15 protein-coding genes are annotated in these 15,561 nt (G+C 70.7%); 2 read left to right on the plus strand and 13 right to left on the minus strand.

The genetic code is table 11. The features are described from left to right. Window positions 1–43: 43 nt before the first annotated feature. Window positions 44–1,315 (minus strand): SGNH/GDSL hydrolase family protein, encoded by a 1,272-nt coding sequence (locus SALPAC2_RS0105585; RefSeq protein WP_018215660.1) that lies wholly within the window; start codon window positions 1,313–1,315, stop codon window positions 44–46. A 304-nt stretch (window positions 1,316–1,619) separates the two neighbouring features. Here SALPAC2_RS0105585 and SALPAC2_RS0105590 point away from each other — a divergent pair, with 304 nt between their 5' ends. Together SALPAC2_RS0105590 and SALPAC2_RS0105595 are read left to right on the plus strand one after the other, a co-directional pair. Beyond that, window positions 1,620–3,185: a class I adenylate-forming enzyme family protein gene (locus SALPAC2_RS0105590; protein WP_018215661.1), complete on the plus strand. Its 1,566-nt coding sequence runs from the start codon at window positions 1,620–1,622 to the stop codon at window positions 3,183–3,185. Continuing rightward, window positions 3,182–4,453: an MFS transporter gene (locus SALPAC2_RS0105595; RefSeq protein ID WP_018215662.1), complete on the plus strand. Its 1,272-nt coding sequence runs from the start codon at window positions 3,182–3,184 to the stop codon at window positions 4,451–4,453. The genes SALPAC2_RS0105590 and SALPAC2_RS0105595 overlap by 4 nt, the downstream gene beginning before the upstream one ends. On the opposite strand, the gene SALPAC2_RS0105600 is transcribed toward SALPAC2_RS0105595, so the two are convergent. The 12 genes from SALPAC2_RS0105600 to SALPAC2_RS0105655 form a co-directional block, all read right to left on the minus strand. Then, complete coding sequence (locus tag SALPAC2_RS0105600) at window positions 4,392–5,762, minus strand: ATP-grasp domain-containing protein (protein WP_018215663.1); 1,371 nt, start codon at window positions 5,760–5,762, stop codon at window positions 4,392–4,394. The genes SALPAC2_RS0105595 and SALPAC2_RS0105600 overlap by 62 nt on opposite strands. 3 nt (window positions 5,763–5,765) lie before the next feature. Further along, window positions 5,766–6,731 (minus strand): alpha-ketoacid dehydrogenase subunit beta, encoded by a 966-nt coding sequence (locus SALPAC2_RS0105605; RefSeq protein ID WP_018215664.1) that lies wholly within the window; start codon window positions 6,729–6,731, stop codon window positions 5,766–5,768. Continuing rightward, window positions 6,732–7,703, minus strand: a complete 972-nt coding sequence (locus tag SALPAC2_RS0105610) for a thiamine pyrophosphate-dependent dehydrogenase E1 component subunit alpha (protein ID WP_018215665.1) — start codon at window positions 7,701–7,703, stop codon at window positions 6,732–6,734. Further along, window positions 7,700–8,512, minus strand: coding sequence for a DUF3050 domain-containing protein (locus tag SALPAC2_RS0105615; RefSeq protein WP_018215666.1), 813 nt, complete (start codon window positions 8,510–8,512; stop codon window positions 7,700–7,702). Before SALPAC2_RS0105615 ends, SALPAC2_RS0105610 begins: the two co-directional genes overlap by 4 nt. A gap of 3 nt (window positions 8,513–8,515) precedes the next feature. Continuing rightward, window positions 8,516–9,445, minus strand: a complete 930-nt coding sequence (locus tag SALPAC2_RS0105620; protein ID WP_018215667.1) for a phytanoyl-CoA dioxygenase family protein — start codon at window positions 9,443–9,445, stop codon at window positions 8,516–8,518. Beyond that, the gene (gene hppD, locus SALPAC2_RS0105625; protein WP_018215668.1) at window positions 9,442–10,545 is read right to left on the minus strand and encodes a 4-hydroxyphenylpyruvate dioxygenase; all 1,104 of its coding nucleotides are present in this window, start codon (window positions 10,543–10,545) and stop codon (window positions 9,442–9,444) included. The genes SALPAC2_RS0105620 and hppD overlap by 4 nt, the downstream gene beginning before the upstream one ends. 66 nt (window positions 10,546–10,611) lie before the next feature. Further along, on the minus strand, window positions 10,612–11,850 hold the full coding sequence (locus SALPAC2_RS0105630; protein ID WP_018215669.1) for a beta-ketoacyl-[acyl-carrier-protein] synthase family protein: 1,239 nt from the start codon (window positions 11,848–11,850) through the stop codon (window positions 10,612–10,614). Continuing rightward, window positions 11,847–13,463 carry a class I adenylate-forming enzyme family protein gene (locus SALPAC2_RS0105635; protein ID WP_018215670.1) on the minus strand — a complete coding sequence of 539 codons (1,617 nt, stop codon included), beginning with the start codon at window positions 13,461–13,463 and terminating at the stop codon, window positions 11,847–11,849. The genes SALPAC2_RS0105630 and SALPAC2_RS0105635 overlap by 4 nt, the downstream gene beginning before the upstream one ends. Continuing rightward, on the minus strand, window positions 13,460–13,975 hold the full coding sequence (locus SALPAC2_RS0105640; RefSeq protein ID WP_018215671.1) for a beta-ketoacyl synthase chain length factor: 516 nt from the start codon (window positions 13,973–13,975) through the stop codon (window positions 13,460–13,462). Before SALPAC2_RS0105640 ends, SALPAC2_RS0105635 begins: the two co-directional genes overlap by 4 nt. Next, window positions 13,972–15,051 carry a beta-ketoacyl-[acyl-carrier-protein] synthase family protein gene (locus SALPAC2_RS0105645; RefSeq protein WP_018215672.1) on the minus strand — a complete coding sequence of 360 codons (1,080 nt, stop codon included), beginning with the start codon at window positions 15,049–15,051 and terminating at the stop codon, window positions 13,972–13,974. The genes SALPAC2_RS0105640 and SALPAC2_RS0105645 overlap by 4 nt, the downstream gene beginning before the upstream one ends. Next, window positions 15,044–15,283 (minus strand): hypothetical protein, encoded by a 240-nt coding sequence (locus tag SALPAC2_RS0105650; RefSeq protein ID WP_018215673.1) that lies wholly within the window; start codon window positions 15,281–15,283, stop codon window positions 15,044–15,046. Before SALPAC2_RS0105650 ends, SALPAC2_RS0105645 begins: the two co-directional genes overlap by 8 nt. Next, on the minus strand, window positions 15,283–15,549 hold the full coding sequence (locus SALPAC2_RS0105655) for an acyl carrier protein (RefSeq protein ID WP_018215674.1): 267 nt from the start codon (window positions 15,547–15,549) through the stop codon (window positions 15,283–15,285). The genes SALPAC2_RS0105650 and SALPAC2_RS0105655 overlap by 1 nt, the downstream gene beginning before the upstream one ends. Between the last annotated feature and the right edge of the window lie 12 nt (window positions 15,550–15,561).

Genomic DNA, 15,561 nt, shown 5'->3' on the forward strand with positions numbered 1-15,561 from the left:
ACGGCGGTCCGGGCGGCGGAATTATCCGCCGCCCGAACCGAGGTCACAGACCGAGCAGGCGCAGCGACACGGCGCCGGCCATCGCCTGGTTACCGGCGTCGTTCGGGTGAATGTGGTCCCCCGAGTCGTACGCCGGCAACAGTCGGCCGGGCTGCTCCGGGTCGCGCAGCACCCGATCGAAGTCAATAACCCCGTCGAACTCCTTACTGCTGCGCAGGTACTCGTTCACCGCCTGCCGGGTCGCCTCCTTCTCCGGCGTCCACACACCTGGCTCGCCGTGCCCCTCGTACGGCGTCAACGTGCCGACCAGGCTCCGCAGGCCACGTGCCTTGACCTGCTGGTTGATCTGTCGGAGTGCGGCAATAATCGCCTCGGCGGAGTCATCGGACATCCAGATGTCGTTGATGCCCAGGTGGGTGATCACGGCCTGCGCACCGTTCTGAGCGAAGATGTCCTCGTCGAGCCGGGCGAGCGCATTCGGCCCCAGCTCGTTGTAGCCGGGGAAGCCGCCCGCTCCCGGCTCCGCACCCTCGTGGTTGAGCCGGTTCCCGGCGAGACTCATGTTGAGCACGGCCGGGGTCCGGGAATCCGGACGGGCATCGATAAACCGATCGGCCAGCAGGTCCGGCCAGCGCTTGTTGGCGTTGAGCGTGCTGCCGTTGCCGTCGGCGATCGAGTCACCGAAAACCACCACTGAACCGGGACTCTTGCGACGCTGCACATCGACGCCGGACAGAAAGAACCAGCAGCAGTCCGCAAGCCTCGACAAACCGGCGCCGACATCCGAGGTTAGATCATCATCGCCGATGAAGCTCGTCTGGCGGGACGTGCCGTGGAAGGTCACCGGGCCGGTCAGGACCGGGTAGTAGACCGTGACCACTAGGTCCTGCTGGTCGCCGATCGGGAAGGCGATCGGATCACTGATCAGCTCGGCACCCTGGTTCATCGTCGCCGAGGTTGACCCACCGAACGTCAATTCTCGGACCGAATTCGGATCGATGTCGGACAGATCATCGGGAGTCGTCTGGTCCGGTCGGGCAATCGTTGCCCGACCGACCTGGACGGGCTGCTCGCCGTACATATTGCTGAGCCGGACCCGCAGCACCGACCCACCCACCGTGGTGTGCACGATGTTCCGGATGGTCTGGTCCTCAAGGCCCCGGTTGGTCAGGCCGCCCGAATTGCCCCGGGCCACCGCGGTCGCCCAACTCGCGGCCCAGGTTTTCTTGCCCTGCTTCGCCACCTCGACCGACGAATCCGCGTTCGCCACCAGGCCGGGGGTGGCCACCATCAGCAGTGCGGCGGCGGCCGCCACGAAATGCCATTTCTTCGGAGTCGACATTGAACCTCCATTGTTGGCAAACCCAGCGTCCATCCCGGCCACTGCCGGCGCTCAACTGGGCATGCTGCGGAACGTATCCGGCACCGCGCGGAGGCGTCAATCAACCTGATCGACGTGATCGCGTGTCCTGCTGGACTGGCCGAAGGCCCCCTTCGGCTCGTGTTCAGTTCCGTTGTCTGCCCTAGGCTCGCAGGTGGTGGCGCGGTCACCCGCGGCCCGCACCGATGCCCCGGGCACCCACCCTGGGCACATCGCTGCCATAGATGGGAGCGTCCGGATGGCCAACCGACCGCAGCCGGGCTACGTACACCAGGCATTGGCACTTTTCGCCGAATTCGGTGAACGCGACGCAATCGTTGCCGGCGCACGCCGGCTGACCTATGCCGACGTACACGCCCAGGTTTACGGATTCGCCACCGCACTACTCCGCCGCGGAATCCGACCCGGCGCGGCGGTGCTGGTGTCGCTCGGGAATCCGCTGGAAGGGCCGCTGCTACAGCTCGCGTTACACCTACTTGGCTGCCGTACGATGTGGATCGCTCCGGTGACCTCCCGTCGGGAGATCAAGGAATTCGTCGAACTCGCCCGGCCCGACGCCCTGCTGTACGACACCCGCGATCCGGCCAACATCGGGGCAGAGCTGGCCGCCGGCCTGAGCGACCGGCCGGTGCTCCGCCTCGGCGTGGACCTGGTCGCCGTACCGGCCGCCGCCGACCTGCCCACCCAGGTATCGGCAGCGGAGTCTCTCCTGCAGACCTCCGGCACCACCGGCAACCCGAAGCTGGTGCGGCACGAGGAGAGCTTCTACGCCCAGATCCTCGCCCTGGCTGCCGGCTTCCGCACCGCCGGGATGCCGCGGCTGCGGCACCTGTCCTACTCCCCCATGTGGCTGGCCAGCGGCCAGATCACCACCCTGTTCAATCTCTTCACCGGCGGCGTGCTGTTTCCCCGGGAGGGCTGGGACGCGGCGGAGTTCACCCGGACCGTGCCGGCCGAGCGGATCACCTCCACCTTCCTGACCCCGCCGATGCTCTACGAGGTACTCGATCACCCCGCCCTACCCGGGGCCGACTTCTCCTCGATGTTCATGTTCAACGTGGGCGCCGGCCCCGCCGCGCCCGCCCGACTGCGCCAGGCGATCGCCCGGTTCGGCCCGGTGCTGCGCATCGTGTACGGGCTCAGCGAGGCGGTGGTGGTCACCGCGCAACCGGGCCTGACCGAGGACCCGGCACACCCGGAGCGACTGCGCTCCTGCGGGGAACCGTACGGCGACGTGCGAATCGAGATCCGCGGCCCGGACGGCGCCGTCCTTCCACCTGATGTGGACGGTGAGGTGTGGGTACGGACGGCGCTGCGCTTCGCCGGCTACCACGGCGACCCGGACCTGACCGCGGACACCCTGGTGGACGGTTGGGTCCGCACCCGGGATATCGGCCACCTCGACGCGGATGGCTACCTGTACCTGGTCGACCGGTTGCAGGACCGGATCCTCACCCGCCGGCGGAGCTGGCCGATCTACTCCCGACCGATCGAGGACGCGCTGGCGGGGCATCCGGAGGTCCGGGCGGCGGCGGTAATCGGCGTGCCCGACGAGGTAGCCGGCGAACTGCCGTACGCCTACGTGGTGTCGCAGCCCGGTGCGGCGGTGACCGGTGGGGAACTGATCGACGTGGTGACCGCCGAACTCAGCGACACCTGGGCGCCCGGCGGGGTGGAGTTCGTCGCCGCACTGCCCCTGAACCGCGCCAACAAGATCGACAAACGGGCCCTGCGGGCGCGGTACGCGGCCAGCCACCCGTCGGCCGTCGAGCACCCGGAGGCATCGATCGGCCGTCGCGCGTGACCCCACGGCGCGAGCTGGTCGCGCTCGTCGGCGCCGACCTGCTCTCCAACCTCGGTAGCCGAATCTCGATCCTCGCCATTCCCTGGCTGGTGCTGGAGACAACCGGTAGCCCGGCGAAGATGGGGCTGGTCGCCGCCGCCGAGACCCTGCCCTACCTACTCTCCAGCGGCCTCGGTCCCCCGCTGGCCGACCGGATCGGTCTGCGCCGCACCTCGATCCTCGCCGACCTGGGTAGCGCCGCACTGATGGTGGCGGTGGCCCTCACCCCGTGGCTCGGCTTCGGCGCGCTGCTGATCCTGGTGGCCCTGGTGGGCACGCTGCGCGGAGTCGGCGACCGGGTCAAGCACGTGATGTTCCGCCCGGCCGCGGAGGCTGCCGGGGTCCGGTTGATCCGGCTCACCTCGGTCTACGACGGGCTGTCCCGGCTGACGACCTTACTCGGGGCGAGCGTCGGCGGCCTGCTCATCTGGTGGCTCGGAGCCACCCTGGCGATTCTCGTCGACGCGGTGACCTTCGCGGTCTGCGCGCTCCTGATCTCCACCCTGGTGCGTCGCAGCACCGGTAGGCCGGCCAGTTCAACGCCGGAGCGCTATTCGCGGGCACTCGCCGACGGCCTCCGGTATCTCCGGCAGGACCGGGCGGTGCTCACCATGCTGCTGGTGATCTCCGCACTGAACATGGTGGTGAACGCGAGTGTCGCGGTCTACATCCCGCTCTGGGTGGCCGAGGTGTGGGGTAACCCGGCCGGGCTGGGGCTGGTGCTCGGTGCTTTCACGGCCGGATCCCTGCTGGGCAACGTGCTGTTCACCAGTTTCGGCTCCCGGCTACGTCGGGACCTGACCTTCGCGATCGGCGCCGCGGTCAGCGGCCCACCCCGGCTGCTGGTCCTGGCCCTCAGCGACAACATCACCGTGGTGGTCGTGGTGACCTTCGTTTCTGGAATCGGCATCGCCGTGGTCAATCCGCTGCTCGGGGTCGCGCTGTACGAACGTCCCCCGGCCGAGCTCCAGGCCCGGGTGATCGGGCTGGCCGGTGCGCTCGCCTTCGCCGGCCTACCCCTGGGTGCGCTGCTCGGTGGCGCCTCCGCCACCACCCTCGGCCTCGAGTCCGCGCTGCTGACCGCGGCCCTGTTCATCTTCACCGCCACCGCTGTTCCCCTCGCCGCCGTCCTCCGCCGGATGCGGGCCGAACCGCCCGACCCCGTGGTCAGGACGACGGTGGATCCGTCACCAGCAGGCCGGAGATCAGCACCCCGCGGGCCAGGTTGAGCACTCCCTCGCTACCGGGAAAGCCGATGCGGACGCAGGCACCCGCCGGCTGCCGGCCGAAGAGATACGGGGCGACGCTGTACGGCACCTCCGCGGTGACCAGTTCCCCGGTCGCCATCTGCACGAACTCCACCGGTACGTCGTCGGCGCGCACATAGCGTTGCAGGATGAAGCCGCCCTGCCGGGCGAACCGGCCCACCGCCTCCCGCCAGACGTCCGCGTCGGTTTCCCGGCCGATCAGCACGTCCACCCCGGCGGACCCACCGGACGGCTTGACCACCAGGTCGCGCCGGTCCGCCACCGCCTGCTCGACCAGGTCCGGAGTGAACAGCCAGGTCTGCGGCACGTATCGGTGAATCAGATCCCGGTCGGCGGTCGGTAACGCATCAGCGTCCGCCCAGAGCCAGGCGAGCACCTGCTTGTTTCCGAGCAGCCACGCTGCCGCCGACACCCACATCGGGACGGATCCGGCCCGTACCGCCGCTTCCAGTGCCTCCACCCCGGCGCTGGGCGTGACCCGGTTCGGCACGAAGAGCCGGAACAACCCGTCAACGGGGCCACCGCGGATGACAAGCCGCCCCTCGGTGTCCTGGGTGGCCTCGGTAATCGGCGCGACGATCAGATCCAGGCCGGCGACGGCGGCGCGGTCGACCACCGGTGCCAGCTTCCGGTAGAAGACCTCCGGGTCCTCCAGCCCCGGGTACTCGGCGTCAAAGTCGATCAACAGTGCGAGCCGAGCCCCGACCGCCAACCCAAGACCGTCTCGAATCGCCGCAAACCGCAGGTCCACCGCGGAGGGCGCCGGTTCCATCCGGACCCCCCGGTCGAGGCCCCGCCGCCGGTAGAGCTCAGCGAAACGGCGCACCGTCGTGTCCGCGTCGAGCGCCCCACCGAGGCTACTGTCGATGTTGTACTCCACCACCCGTGGCACCCCGTCGCTCAACAGCACGTCCGGGCGGAACCCGGCGAGCAACGCCTCCGTGAGCGGCTCGGCCTCGTCGAGCAACCGGTTCTGCCCCGCCGGCATCCCGAGCAGGTGGCGCAGTTCCCCCGCGGTCCTGGCCCGCCGTCGACACGACTCGAAGATCAGCTGGGCGAGCCGGTCACAGACGGAGTTGAGCACCCGCAGCGAGATCCGATCCATCACCGGTGGTCGGGCCAACCGCCACTGCTGATTGTACGAAGCCCGGCCGTCGAAGATCTCGCGCCAAGACTCCACCCCGGCAGCGACCAGGTCGGCGCGAAGGTCAGCGGGCAGGTCCAGCCAGGCCTGCGCGGCGGACGGCCAGTGGTAGTCAACGTCGGTCATGTGTCATCCATCCTTGCTGACGTGGGTGATGGCCTGCCGCAGCAGCTCACGGCCCGGTTGTACGGCTCGGTCCAGGGCCGGGGCGAACGGCAACACCGCGCCGTCCGGACGGGTGACCCGACGCGGCAGCGCCTGCAGTCGTACCTGTTCGACCACGGTGGCGATGACCTCGCCGGCGATGCCGCAGGAACGGTTGGAGTCGTCCACCACCACCAGCCGCCCGGTCCGGGCGACCGAGCCGAGCAGCCCGTCCCAGTCGAACGGGTACAGGGTGCGTGGGTCGAACACCTCCACCGAGACCTCGCCGGCTAGCTCGTCGGCGACGGCGAGCGCATCGTGCACCAGATGCCCGACCGCGACCACCGTCACATCGTCCCCGGTTCGATGCACCCGCCCCCGCCCCAACGGCACCGGCACCGGGTCACCGACCTCGGCACGAAGCTCCATCGCCGCGGCCGGGGCGAACACCACCACCGGGTCGTCGCAGCGGATCGCCGACACCAGCAGTCCGTACGCGTCCGCCGGGGTGGCCGGCACCACGGTGGTCACCCCAGCGTGGGCGAAGAGGCTGTACGGATGGTCGGAGTGCTGCCCCGCCCACCCGGTACGCGACCCGGACCCGGGCACCAGGTAGGTGACCGGCACCGCGCACTGGCCACCGGTCATCAACGGAAACTTGTGCGCGTGGTTGACGATCTGTTCGAAGACCAGAAACAGCAGTGCCGGGATCTGGAACTCCACCACCGGCCGCGCCCCGACCAACGCCGCACCGGTGGCGAAGCTGGTGAACGCCTGCTCCGAGAGCGGGGTGTCGCGGACCCGCTCGGGGCCGAACCGCTTCAGTAGCCCGGCGGTGACCGCCGACGCGGCGACCCGGATGTCCTCCCCGAGCAGGAACACCTCCTCGTCCCGGGCCAACTCGTCGGCGAGCGCCCGGTTGAGCGCCTTGCGGTAGGACAGCCGCGGCATCTATCCACCTCCGGTGCGGGCGGTCAGCCCACTGGCGTACAGGTACTCCAGCGCGGTGGCGGGGTCGGGCTCGGCGGCGGCGAGCGCCTGCGCCACCGCCGTCTCGAGCACCGCCTCCACATCGGCGTCGACCGCCGCCCGCTCGGCGGCCGACAGCCGGGAGCCGGCGATCCGCACCGGGTCCCGGGACCGCCCCCGAGTGACCTCCGCCGGCGAGCGATAGTCGAGGCGGACCGCGTGTTCGAAGGTGTGGTGGACGTCAAACCGGAACGTGCGGGCCTCCAGGAACTCGGGAGCACCGTCCGACCGCATCCGGGCGAGGGCGGCAGCGGTGCCGGCGTGCACGGCGGCCGGGTCCTGCCCGTCCACCGTGCTCGCCCGGATACCGAACGCCTCTGCTCGCGCCGGGATGCTGCCCGCCACCGCGTCCGCCACCGGCATCGTGGTGGCGTAGCCGTTGTTCTCGCAGACGAAGAGCACCGGCACCCGCCAGAGTGCGGCCAGGTTGAACGCCTCCAGCAGCATCCCCTCGTTGACCGCGCCGTCGCCGAGGAAGCTGACCCCCACCAGGTCCTCGCCGCGCCGACGTCGAGCCCAGACAGCGCCGGTCACGATCGCACCGCCCGCACCGACGATGGCGTTGGCACCGAGAACCCCGACGGCGAAGTCAGCGGCGTGCATCGACCCACCCCGGCCTCGGTTCAGGCCCGTCACCCGACCACACAGCTCCGCCATCATCCGGGCCGGGTCAGCGCCCTTCGCGAGGACGTGCCCGTGCCCCCGATGGGTGCCGGCGACCACGTCGCCGGGGCGCAGCGCCGCGCACACCCCGGCCGCGACCCCCTCCTGGCCCAGGTACGGATGGATGCCGCCGACGATGTGGCCGGAGCGGACGAGTCCGATCGCCCGCTCCTCGAACCGGCGGATCAGCCGCACCGTACGGTAGAGCCGGGTCGGGTCGGCTCCGCTCACCCGCGCCCCGATGCCGCTGCCGGGGCCCCCTGGACCGCGGCGTGGATGTCGTCCCACAACTGGGCGCGGGCGGTGAGCGCGGTGTTGACCGTGTCCGCGCACTCCTGCCACCGGGTGTCGTCGTCGCCACAGAGGTCGGCGAGCATCTGCATGGCCATCGGGGTGTGCTGCTCGCCGTCGACCTCGATGTGTCGCTCCAGGTAGTCAACGAACCGGGTCAGTCGACCGGACTGGTGGTTGACCGCGACCACCTGGGTGAACATCTCCGGGATCAGATCTTCCCGACCGAACGCGAACGCGGCGGCCTGGCAGTGCACCGGGGTGGTTTCGATGATCCGCCAGGTGGTGCTGGCGAACGCCACAGACGGGGCGGGCACCCCGGCCGTGGCCAGCGACTCGGCTACCGGACCGCCGGCCCGCAGCAATTCGATCAACTTCTCCACCGGCTTGGTGTCGGCGCCGGCCTCGGTCATGCCCTGCACGTACAACTCGAAGTGGCTGAGGTAGCCCGCACCCAGCTCGTCACTCTCCTCCACCATCACGATGTCGTTGATCAGGCGGCGGCTGCCGGTCGGGCCGGTCGGGATCCAGGGCACCGTCACGCAGGTGAGCTGCCGTTGCAGCGACTTGAGCAGGGACATGAAGTCCCAGACCGCGAAGACGTGGTGCTCCATGAAGGTGACCAGCGCCGAATGGTTGTCCAGGCTGGCGTACAGCGGGTGCTGGACCACCCGGTCCCGACGGTCTTTGACCGCCTTTTCCAACCGTTCGATCCCCGGGTGTGTGTCTCCCCAGTCGTACCGTGACATGACTCAGCCTCCCTGCTTGGCGTGGTGACGCCAGATGACCGGGCAGTATTCGGGGTCCGCGTAGTCCGGCCGCCCGTCGTGGGTACGGCGAACCAGCACGTCGTGGTTGTACGCGGCGTTCTCGCCGGTGGAGAGCGGATACGCCCGCCACCGGTTGTCGCCGTCCTGCAGGTGCAGTGAGATCGCCTGGCGGGGCCGTCCGCTGACGTTCGCACCGCTGCCGTGGTAGGTCCGGCAGTGGTGGAAGCTCATGTGCCCCTTCGGGATCACCATCGGGATCTTCCGGACCTCGGCGTCGTTGTGTCCCGCGTTGCGGGCCAGCATGTCGTCGAGTTGGTCGCGGTCGCGGTCGGCGAAGTGCCGCACCACGGTGTCGTCGGCGCCGACCTCGGCCCACCGGTGTGAGCCGTCGACCATGACGATGGTGCCCAGTTCCTCCCCGCAGTCGTGGAACGGAATGAAGGCGGTCAGCATCCGCTCCGACGACGAGGACGCCCAGTAGTGCTTGTCGAAGTGCCAGGGCACGATGTTCGACGGCTCCCCGTCGATCGGGGGCTTGAGGATCAGCGTGGACTGGAAGATCCGGATCTCGTCGGCCTGCGCCAGCCGGGCGGCGACCGCCCCGATCAGCCGCTTACGCAGGATCGCCCCGAGCCCGTCGTGCTCGTGGTGGACGTAGTCGTTGTGCCGCTGCACCGCACCCCTGGCCGGTTCCCAGTAGGCGAGCTTCGGGGGCCGTACCGGTAGCCGACGGTGCCGTTCCCCGGCGTAGTACCGGTCGGTAGCCGCGGCGAGGGCGTCCACCTCGTCGTCGGTGAGCAGCTTCTTCGACAGATACCAGCCGTGCTCGGCGTAGAACGCCACGTCCTCGTCGGACGGAAGCAGCGCCTTCTCCTCATCGGTCAGACATGGATCGAAATCAGTAAGGGTCATCCGGTCACCTCCTGGGTGGCGGCCAGCCCTCTGGCGGCGGCCGCCACCGCCAATTCCCGCTCCTTGGCCTCGTAGAGCGCCCTGATGTTGCCGCTGCCGAAGGTCCGCGCCCCGCGCCGCTCGATCAGCTCCAGGAAGAGCGTGCGACGCACGTGCATCGACTCCGTGAAGATCTGCAGCAGTTGGCCGTCGTGGTCCCGGTCAACCAGCACCCCGAATTCCCGCAACTGCGCCACGGACCCGTCGATCTGGCCGACCCGGGTCTCCAGGTCGTCGTAGTAGGCCGCCGGGGTGCGCGCGAATCGCACCCCACGCTGGCGCAGCGCACCGATCGCCCCGATGATGTCGTCGGTCCGCAGCCCGAGGTGCTGCACGCCCGCGCCGGAGTGCTGGGCGAGAAAAGCATCGATCTGCCCGGCCCGTCGGCGAGTATCCGGTTCGAGCAGCACCAACGTCACCCGCCCGGACCGGCTCTGCACCACGGTGGAGTTCATCGCCTGGCCATCAACCTCCACGTACTCGTGGAAGATCTCGTCGAAGCCAAAAACCTCTCGGTAGCCGCGAACCGTCTCGGCGAGCTGGCCGGGCGGCACGCAGACCGCCAGATGGTCGATCTCGGCGAGCAGGTTCTTGGCAGACGCGGCTACCGGCGGCAGCTCCACCAGGCCCGGCAGGAAGTCACCACCGCCGCGACGGCGCTCGACCAACCGGTGCCGTACATCGGCGAAACCCGCCACCTCGGCGATGACGACCTCGGCGTCCGCGCTGGTGATGGTGGTCGGCGGCAGCTCAGCGACCGCTCCCCGGGCCAGCAGTTCGGCGTACGCCCCGGCGGCGTCGGCAACGGCGAGGGCGACCACGGCGATGCCGTCGCCGTGCCGCCGCACATACGTCGCCGCCGGATGATCAGCGGTCAGCCCGGAGGTGAGCAGGAGCCGGATGTCGGCGTGCCGGAGCAGCAGCGACCGCTGCCCGGTAAGCCCGGTCTCCGGGCCGCCCTGGCCGCGTGGCCACAACCCCACCGCGTTCCCGAAATACGCGGCGGACTCGCGGGTGTCACCTACGTAGAGTTCGATGTGGTCTATTCCACGGATGTCCATGTCTCAGCCTTCCCACAGATCCCCCGCGCTGGTCGTGCGGGCGCTCTGCCCGCGAAGGTCGTACCGTCAGGTCCTCGGCCGGGTGGCCCGGCCGAGCAGCAGGCTCACGTTCTGCCCCCCGAAACCGAAGGAGTTGGTCAGCGCATAGCCGGTCTCGGACGCCCGGGGTTCCTTACGGATGTGATCAGCCGGGCACGCCGGGTCCGGGTCGTCGAGGTTCCACGTCGGCGGAAGCAGGCCCCGCCCGAGTGCCAGGGCGGTCGCCGCCGTCTCCAGCACCCCGGAGGCCCCGAGTAGGTGGCCGGTGAGCGCCTTGGTGGAGCTGACCGGAACCCCGTTCGCGCCGAAGACCTCGGTGAGTGCCGTGGTCTCGGCGATGTCGCCGAGGGTGGTCCCGGTGCCGTGTGCGTTGACGTAGCCGACTTCGGCCGCCGGCACTCGGCCACCGGCGAGCGCCCGCCGGATGGACTCCGCCGCGCCGGTGCCGTCCGGCCGGGGCGCCGTCGGATGGTAGGCGTCGGTCGTCACGCCGTACCCGGCTATCTCCGCGTACCCGGTAGCGCCCCGGGCCACGGCGTGCGCGGCGTTCTCCAGCACCAACAGCGCCGCTCCTTCGGCGAGTACGAAACCGTTGCGGCGAAGGTCGAACGGTCGGCTGGCCGCCGCCGGGTCGGCCCACCCACGGGCGAGGGCCCGGGCGTTGCCGAAGGTGTCGGCGAAGGTGGGAAAGAGCGGCGCCTCGCTGGCCCCGCAGAGCACCACGTCGGCCTCACCGGTCTGGAGCAACCGAACGGCGTCGGCGACCGCCTGGACACCGGAGGCGCAGGCGGTGCCGACCGAGGAGCTGTAACCCCGGATGCCGTGCCGGATCGCGATCCGGGCCGACGGCATGTTCGGCAGTACCCCGGTGAGCAGGTACGGGCTGACTCCGGCTCGCCCGCGGGCCGCCCGGGTGAGCACCTGCGTCTCCAGGGTGGCCAGCCCGCCGACCCCGCCGACGATGACCGCCGCCCGCTCCGCGGCAACGTCCCGGCCCACCTCGAGACCGGCGTCGGCGAGGGCATCCGCGGCGGTGAGGAGGGCGAGCAGCACGATCCGGTCCAACACCCTGGTGTCCGGACCGGACGAGACCGACCGCGGGTCGATCGCCGGCAGCAGCCCGGCCACCTCCAGACTGCCGGCGGCGGGATGTTCGGCCGGCGGGCGGGCCAGCCCGGAGCGGCCGGTGCAGAGCGCCGCGAAGGTGGCCTCCACCCCCCGGCCCACCGGGGTGTACAAACCCATCCCGGTGATGACCGCGGTCATCGGGACGCCTCGCTCAGGTAGCGTTCCCGCAGCGCAACCTTGCGGACCTTCCCCGTCACCGTGACCGGGAGGTCGGCGGAACGGACCGGAACCACCCGCCGTAGGGTCGCCCCGACCTCCCCGCCCAGCGCCTCCCGAACCGCCGCGGTGCGGTCCGTGGTCTCGTCCGCGCCGGTGGCCAGTTCCAGCAGCACGTCGGTGACGACACCGGCCGGCTGGCGCACCATGACCACCGTGCAGTCGGTGACGTCGGGGCAGGCGGCGAGGATCCGCTCCTCGGAGAGCGCGGTGTAGAAGCGCTTTCCGCCGACCGAGTCGACCGAGTCGACCGCGCGGTCCAGGTGGTAGTACCAGCCGTCGGCGTCGGCGTACACCAAGTCCCCGGTCAGGTACCAGCCGCGCTGACGGTAGCGGTGGGTGGTGACCGAGTCGTTCCAGTAGCCGCGGAACAGCGACGGCGAGTCGATGCCCAGCCAGCCGGCCTCGCCCGTGGGCACCGGCTCGCCCGCCGCGTCCAGCACGGCGACCTTCGTGAACTGGTACGGCCGGCCGATGCACCGTCCGTACCGGTCGGTCTCCCGGGTGTGGGTGATGTGGAACATGGAGTGTCCCATCTCGGAGGAGCCGAGACCGTCGATGAACACCGATCCCGGTACCCGGCTGACGCCCGTGCGGGTCATCACGTCCCGGGAGCCGACCGCCACCAGATGCCGGATGTGTGGCTCGTGCGACGAGTCGCCGGTGTTGAACCACAGCCGTACCGAGTCCAGGTCGTACCCGGCCAGGTCGCACCGGGCCAGCTCGGCCCAGGTGACCGAGAAGCCGAACACCCCGTCCGGGCGCCAACGCTGGATGGCGTCGAGAACCCGCTCTCCCCCCTGCTCGGAGAGGAGGAGCATCTCGGAACGGTTACCCAGCACCTGGTTGACCATGAGCACGGTGGCGGTGTGCGGGGCGGGCAGGGCGCTCAGGATCCGGCTGGTGCCCTGCGCCTGCGGCATGCTCAGCAGGTGCCGGGTCGCCGCGAAGAGGCTGGCGTGCGAGTGCAGCACCGCCTTCGGCACTCCGGTGGTGCCGGAGGTGTGGGTGATCACGATCGGGTCGTCCGGGTGGTGCCGGTAGTGGGCGGGCGCCGCCTCCGGGTCACCGCTGCCGGCCTCGGCCGGGGTGCCCAGCACCGGGACCCCGAGGTCGTGTTCGGCGAGCAGCATGCGGTGTGCCTCGTCGGCGAGCACCGCGACGCCCCGCAACCGCCGGATGTACTCGGCGGCGACGGTCGGCGGCAGCTGCCCGTTCATCAGCGCCGGGATCGCACCGAGCCGGGTCAGCGCGAGGTAGCTCAGCACCATGTCCGCGACCGGGGTGGCCCAGACCGCCACCGGGTCACGGGGGCCGATGCCCCGTTCGTGCAGCCAGCCGGCCCGGGCTGCCACCCGGCGGTCGAGCTGTCCCAGCGTGAGCGCCGTCTCGGCGGGGTGCCCGTCCACCGGTGTGTCGAACGTCAGGCAGGGCGTGTCCGGGTCGGCACCGTGCGCCAGCACCCGCTCGAGCACATTCCCGGCGCCAATGTGGTTGTCGGCGGCGAGCAGCCCCCGGATTCCCCTGGGTTTCATGGTCGCTCCTCCTCCAGCAGCACGGCGACGGCCGACTCCGCATCACCGTCGTCCGGTGCCGTGTCGATCAGGATCAGCAACACCGCGTCGGCGTCGCCGTCGTACAGCAACAGGTCGGCCTCGGCGAACCCGGCCGCCCGCGGGTCGCCGGTCGGCGCGAGGCAGACCACCGGTCCACCCAGCCCCCAGCGGGCGGCTACGTGGCCGGCCACGCTGTTCGGCACCGACTGGAAGAAGAACAGCGGTCCCGGTCGACGGTCAGCGGCCACCGCGGCCCGCACGTACGCCGCACTGGCCTCGTCACCGGTCGGGCTGACCAGCACGATCGCGGTGCGCTCCCCGTCGACGGCCGGTGCCGCCCGGTACGCCCGGCGCAGGCACCGATTCGCTACCGCCGCCACCAGCGGGTTGAACGCCGAGTGGACGAATCCTGGTAGCGGCGGCAACGCGTGGTCACCCGGTTCCGGCCAGGCCGCCCGGGCCCGAACGGTCGGTCCACCCGGGCCGGTCACGTCACACCCAGCAACAGGGCGGTGCTCGCGCCCCCGAAGGCGGCGTTGAGGGTGAGTGCGTAGCCGGTGACCGCCGGTCGGGGCACGTCCCGGATGACATCGAGCGGGCAGTCCGGGTCCGGCCCGAGCCAGCCGGCGTTCGCCGGCAGCCTGCCGCGCCGCAGCGCGAGCACCGTCACCACCAGTTCCAGCAGGCCGGACGCCTCCAGGGCATGCCCGTGCAGAGCCTTGGTGGAGCTCACCGGTACCCGCTCGGCCAGCGGGCCCAGGGCGGTCCGCAGCGCCGCCGTCTCGGCCGCGTCGCCCGGCCCGGACCCGGTGGCATTGGCGTTGACGTAGCCAATCTCCACTGGATCACGACCAGCGCGGGCCAGCGCGGCGGTGATCGCCCGGGCCAGGCCGCGACCCTTCGGCTCTGGCTGGCAGGGGTGGAAGGCGTCACCGGCCCGCCCCCAGCCGAGCAGGCCGGCGATCGGTTGCCGGGCGGTGTCGGCACGTTCCAACACCACCGCCGCCACTCCGTCGCCGAGCAGCAGGCCGGTCCGACCGGCGCTGAACGGGCGCACCGCCGCATCGGTGGCGAGCGCCCGGCCGACGTCGAAGAGGGCGTACTGGTCGGGCTCGACCAGGTAGCCGGCGGCGACCACGGCCCGGTTGACCTCGCCGCGACGCAGCAACACCGCCGCGTCGGCGACCGCGTTGGTTCCCGAGACACACGCCGTGGTGTACGTGCGTACGGCGGGGAAGCCCGTGGCCGCGGCGAGCTCGGCGCCCAAGGCCGGTACGGACCTCCCGCCGTGCACCGCGAGCAGCAGTGCCGCCTCAGCCCGGTGCAATGCGGTGAGCCCTGCCGACCGGCACGCCGCGGTCACCGCCTCGGTCAGTTCGTCGGCGAGGGGGCCGGCGTCCGGCAGGGTGGCCGCCGCGTTGACCCGCCGGGGGCCGGTGTGGAACCGGCCGACCGGCCGGAACGCCGGGACTCCGGCAAGTACCCCGGTCAACTGCGCCTCGGCACCCCGACCGAGGGCACTGGTCGCGTGGACACCAGTGAGGAGAACATCGGCCGGCTCAGCCATTGGCGACGGCCAGGGCGGTCTGGAATACCACCAGTGCGTCGTCAATGGTGCGAATCCCGGCGAGTTGGTCGTCGGTGAAGTCGAGTCGCCGGTCATAGCGCTGCTCGACCAGGTGCACAAGCCAGGCCAGCTCCATCGAGCCGATCCGCTCGGGCTGCTCGGTCGGTCGGTCGGTGAGCTGGGCGAGCATGGCCACCAGGTCGACTCGCGCCAGGTCGGGCTGACCGGCCATCAGGATCGGTCGTTCCGCGTCCGGGCGACCCGGTTGGCGACCATCGTGGTGAACTCGCCCACCGTCATCAGAGCCAGTTGCTCCGACTCCTCCTCGGCGAACGTCAGTCCGTACTGGTCCTCAACCCGGACCGCCAGGTCGGCGAGGGCTAGGGACTCCAGGTCCACCCCGGCGGGCCCGAGAGTGGCATCGTCGTCGATCCCATCCACGTCGTAGTTCATGTCGGAAAGTTGCTCGATGACGAAGGCGCGGACCTCGGCTCTCATGGCTAACCTCTC

This window comes from Salinispora vitiensis, assembly GCF_000378825.1.
In the GTDB taxonomy this organism is placed as follows: domain Bacteria; phylum Actinomycetota; class Actinomycetes; order Mycobacteriales; family Micromonosporaceae; genus Micromonospora; species Micromonospora vitiensis.

Coding starts and splice junctions, on each gene's coding strand:
- SALPAC2_RS0105590 (WP_018215661.1), top strand. CDS start 1,620: ATGGCCAACCGACCGCAGCCGGGCTACGTACACCAGGCATTGGCACTT.
- SALPAC2_RS0105600 (WP_018215663.1), bottom strand. CDS start 5,762: ATGACCGACGTTGACTACCACTGGCCGTCCGCCGCGCAGGCCTGGCTG.
- SALPAC2_RS0105605 (WP_018215664.1), bottom strand. CDS start 6,731: ATGCCGCGGCTGTCCTACCGCAAGGCGCTCAACCGGGCGCTCGCCGAC.
- SALPAC2_RS0105615 (WP_018215666.1), bottom strand. CDS start 8,512: ATGTCACGGTACGACTGGGGAGACACACACCCGGGGATCGAACGGTTG.
- SALPAC2_RS0105620 (WP_018215667.1), bottom strand. CDS start 9,445: ATGACCCTTACTGATTTCGATCCATGTCTGACCGATGAGGAGAAGGCG.
- hppD (WP_018215668.1), bottom strand. CDS start 10,545: ATGGACATCCGTGGAATAGACCACATCGAACTCTACGTAGGTGACACC.
- SALPAC2_RS0105630 (WP_018215669.1), bottom strand. CDS start 11,850: ATGACCGCGGTCATCACCGGGATGGGTTTGTACACCCCGGTGGGCCGG.
- SALPAC2_RS0105635 (WP_018215670.1), bottom strand. CDS start 13,463: ATGAAACCCAGGGGAATCCGGGGGCTGCTCGCCGCCGACAACCACATT.
- SALPAC2_RS0105645 (WP_018215672.1), bottom strand. CDS start 15,051: ATGGCTGAGCCGGCCGATGTTCTCCTCACTGGTGTCCACGCGACCAGT.
- SALPAC2_RS0105650 (WP_018215673.1), bottom strand. CDS start 15,283: ATGGCCGGTCAGCCCGACCTGGCGCGAGTCGACCTGGTGGCCATGCTC.
- SALPAC2_RS0105655 (WP_018215674.1), bottom strand. CDS start 15,549: ATGAGAGCCGAGGTCCGCGCCTTCGTCATCGAGCAACTTTCCGACATG.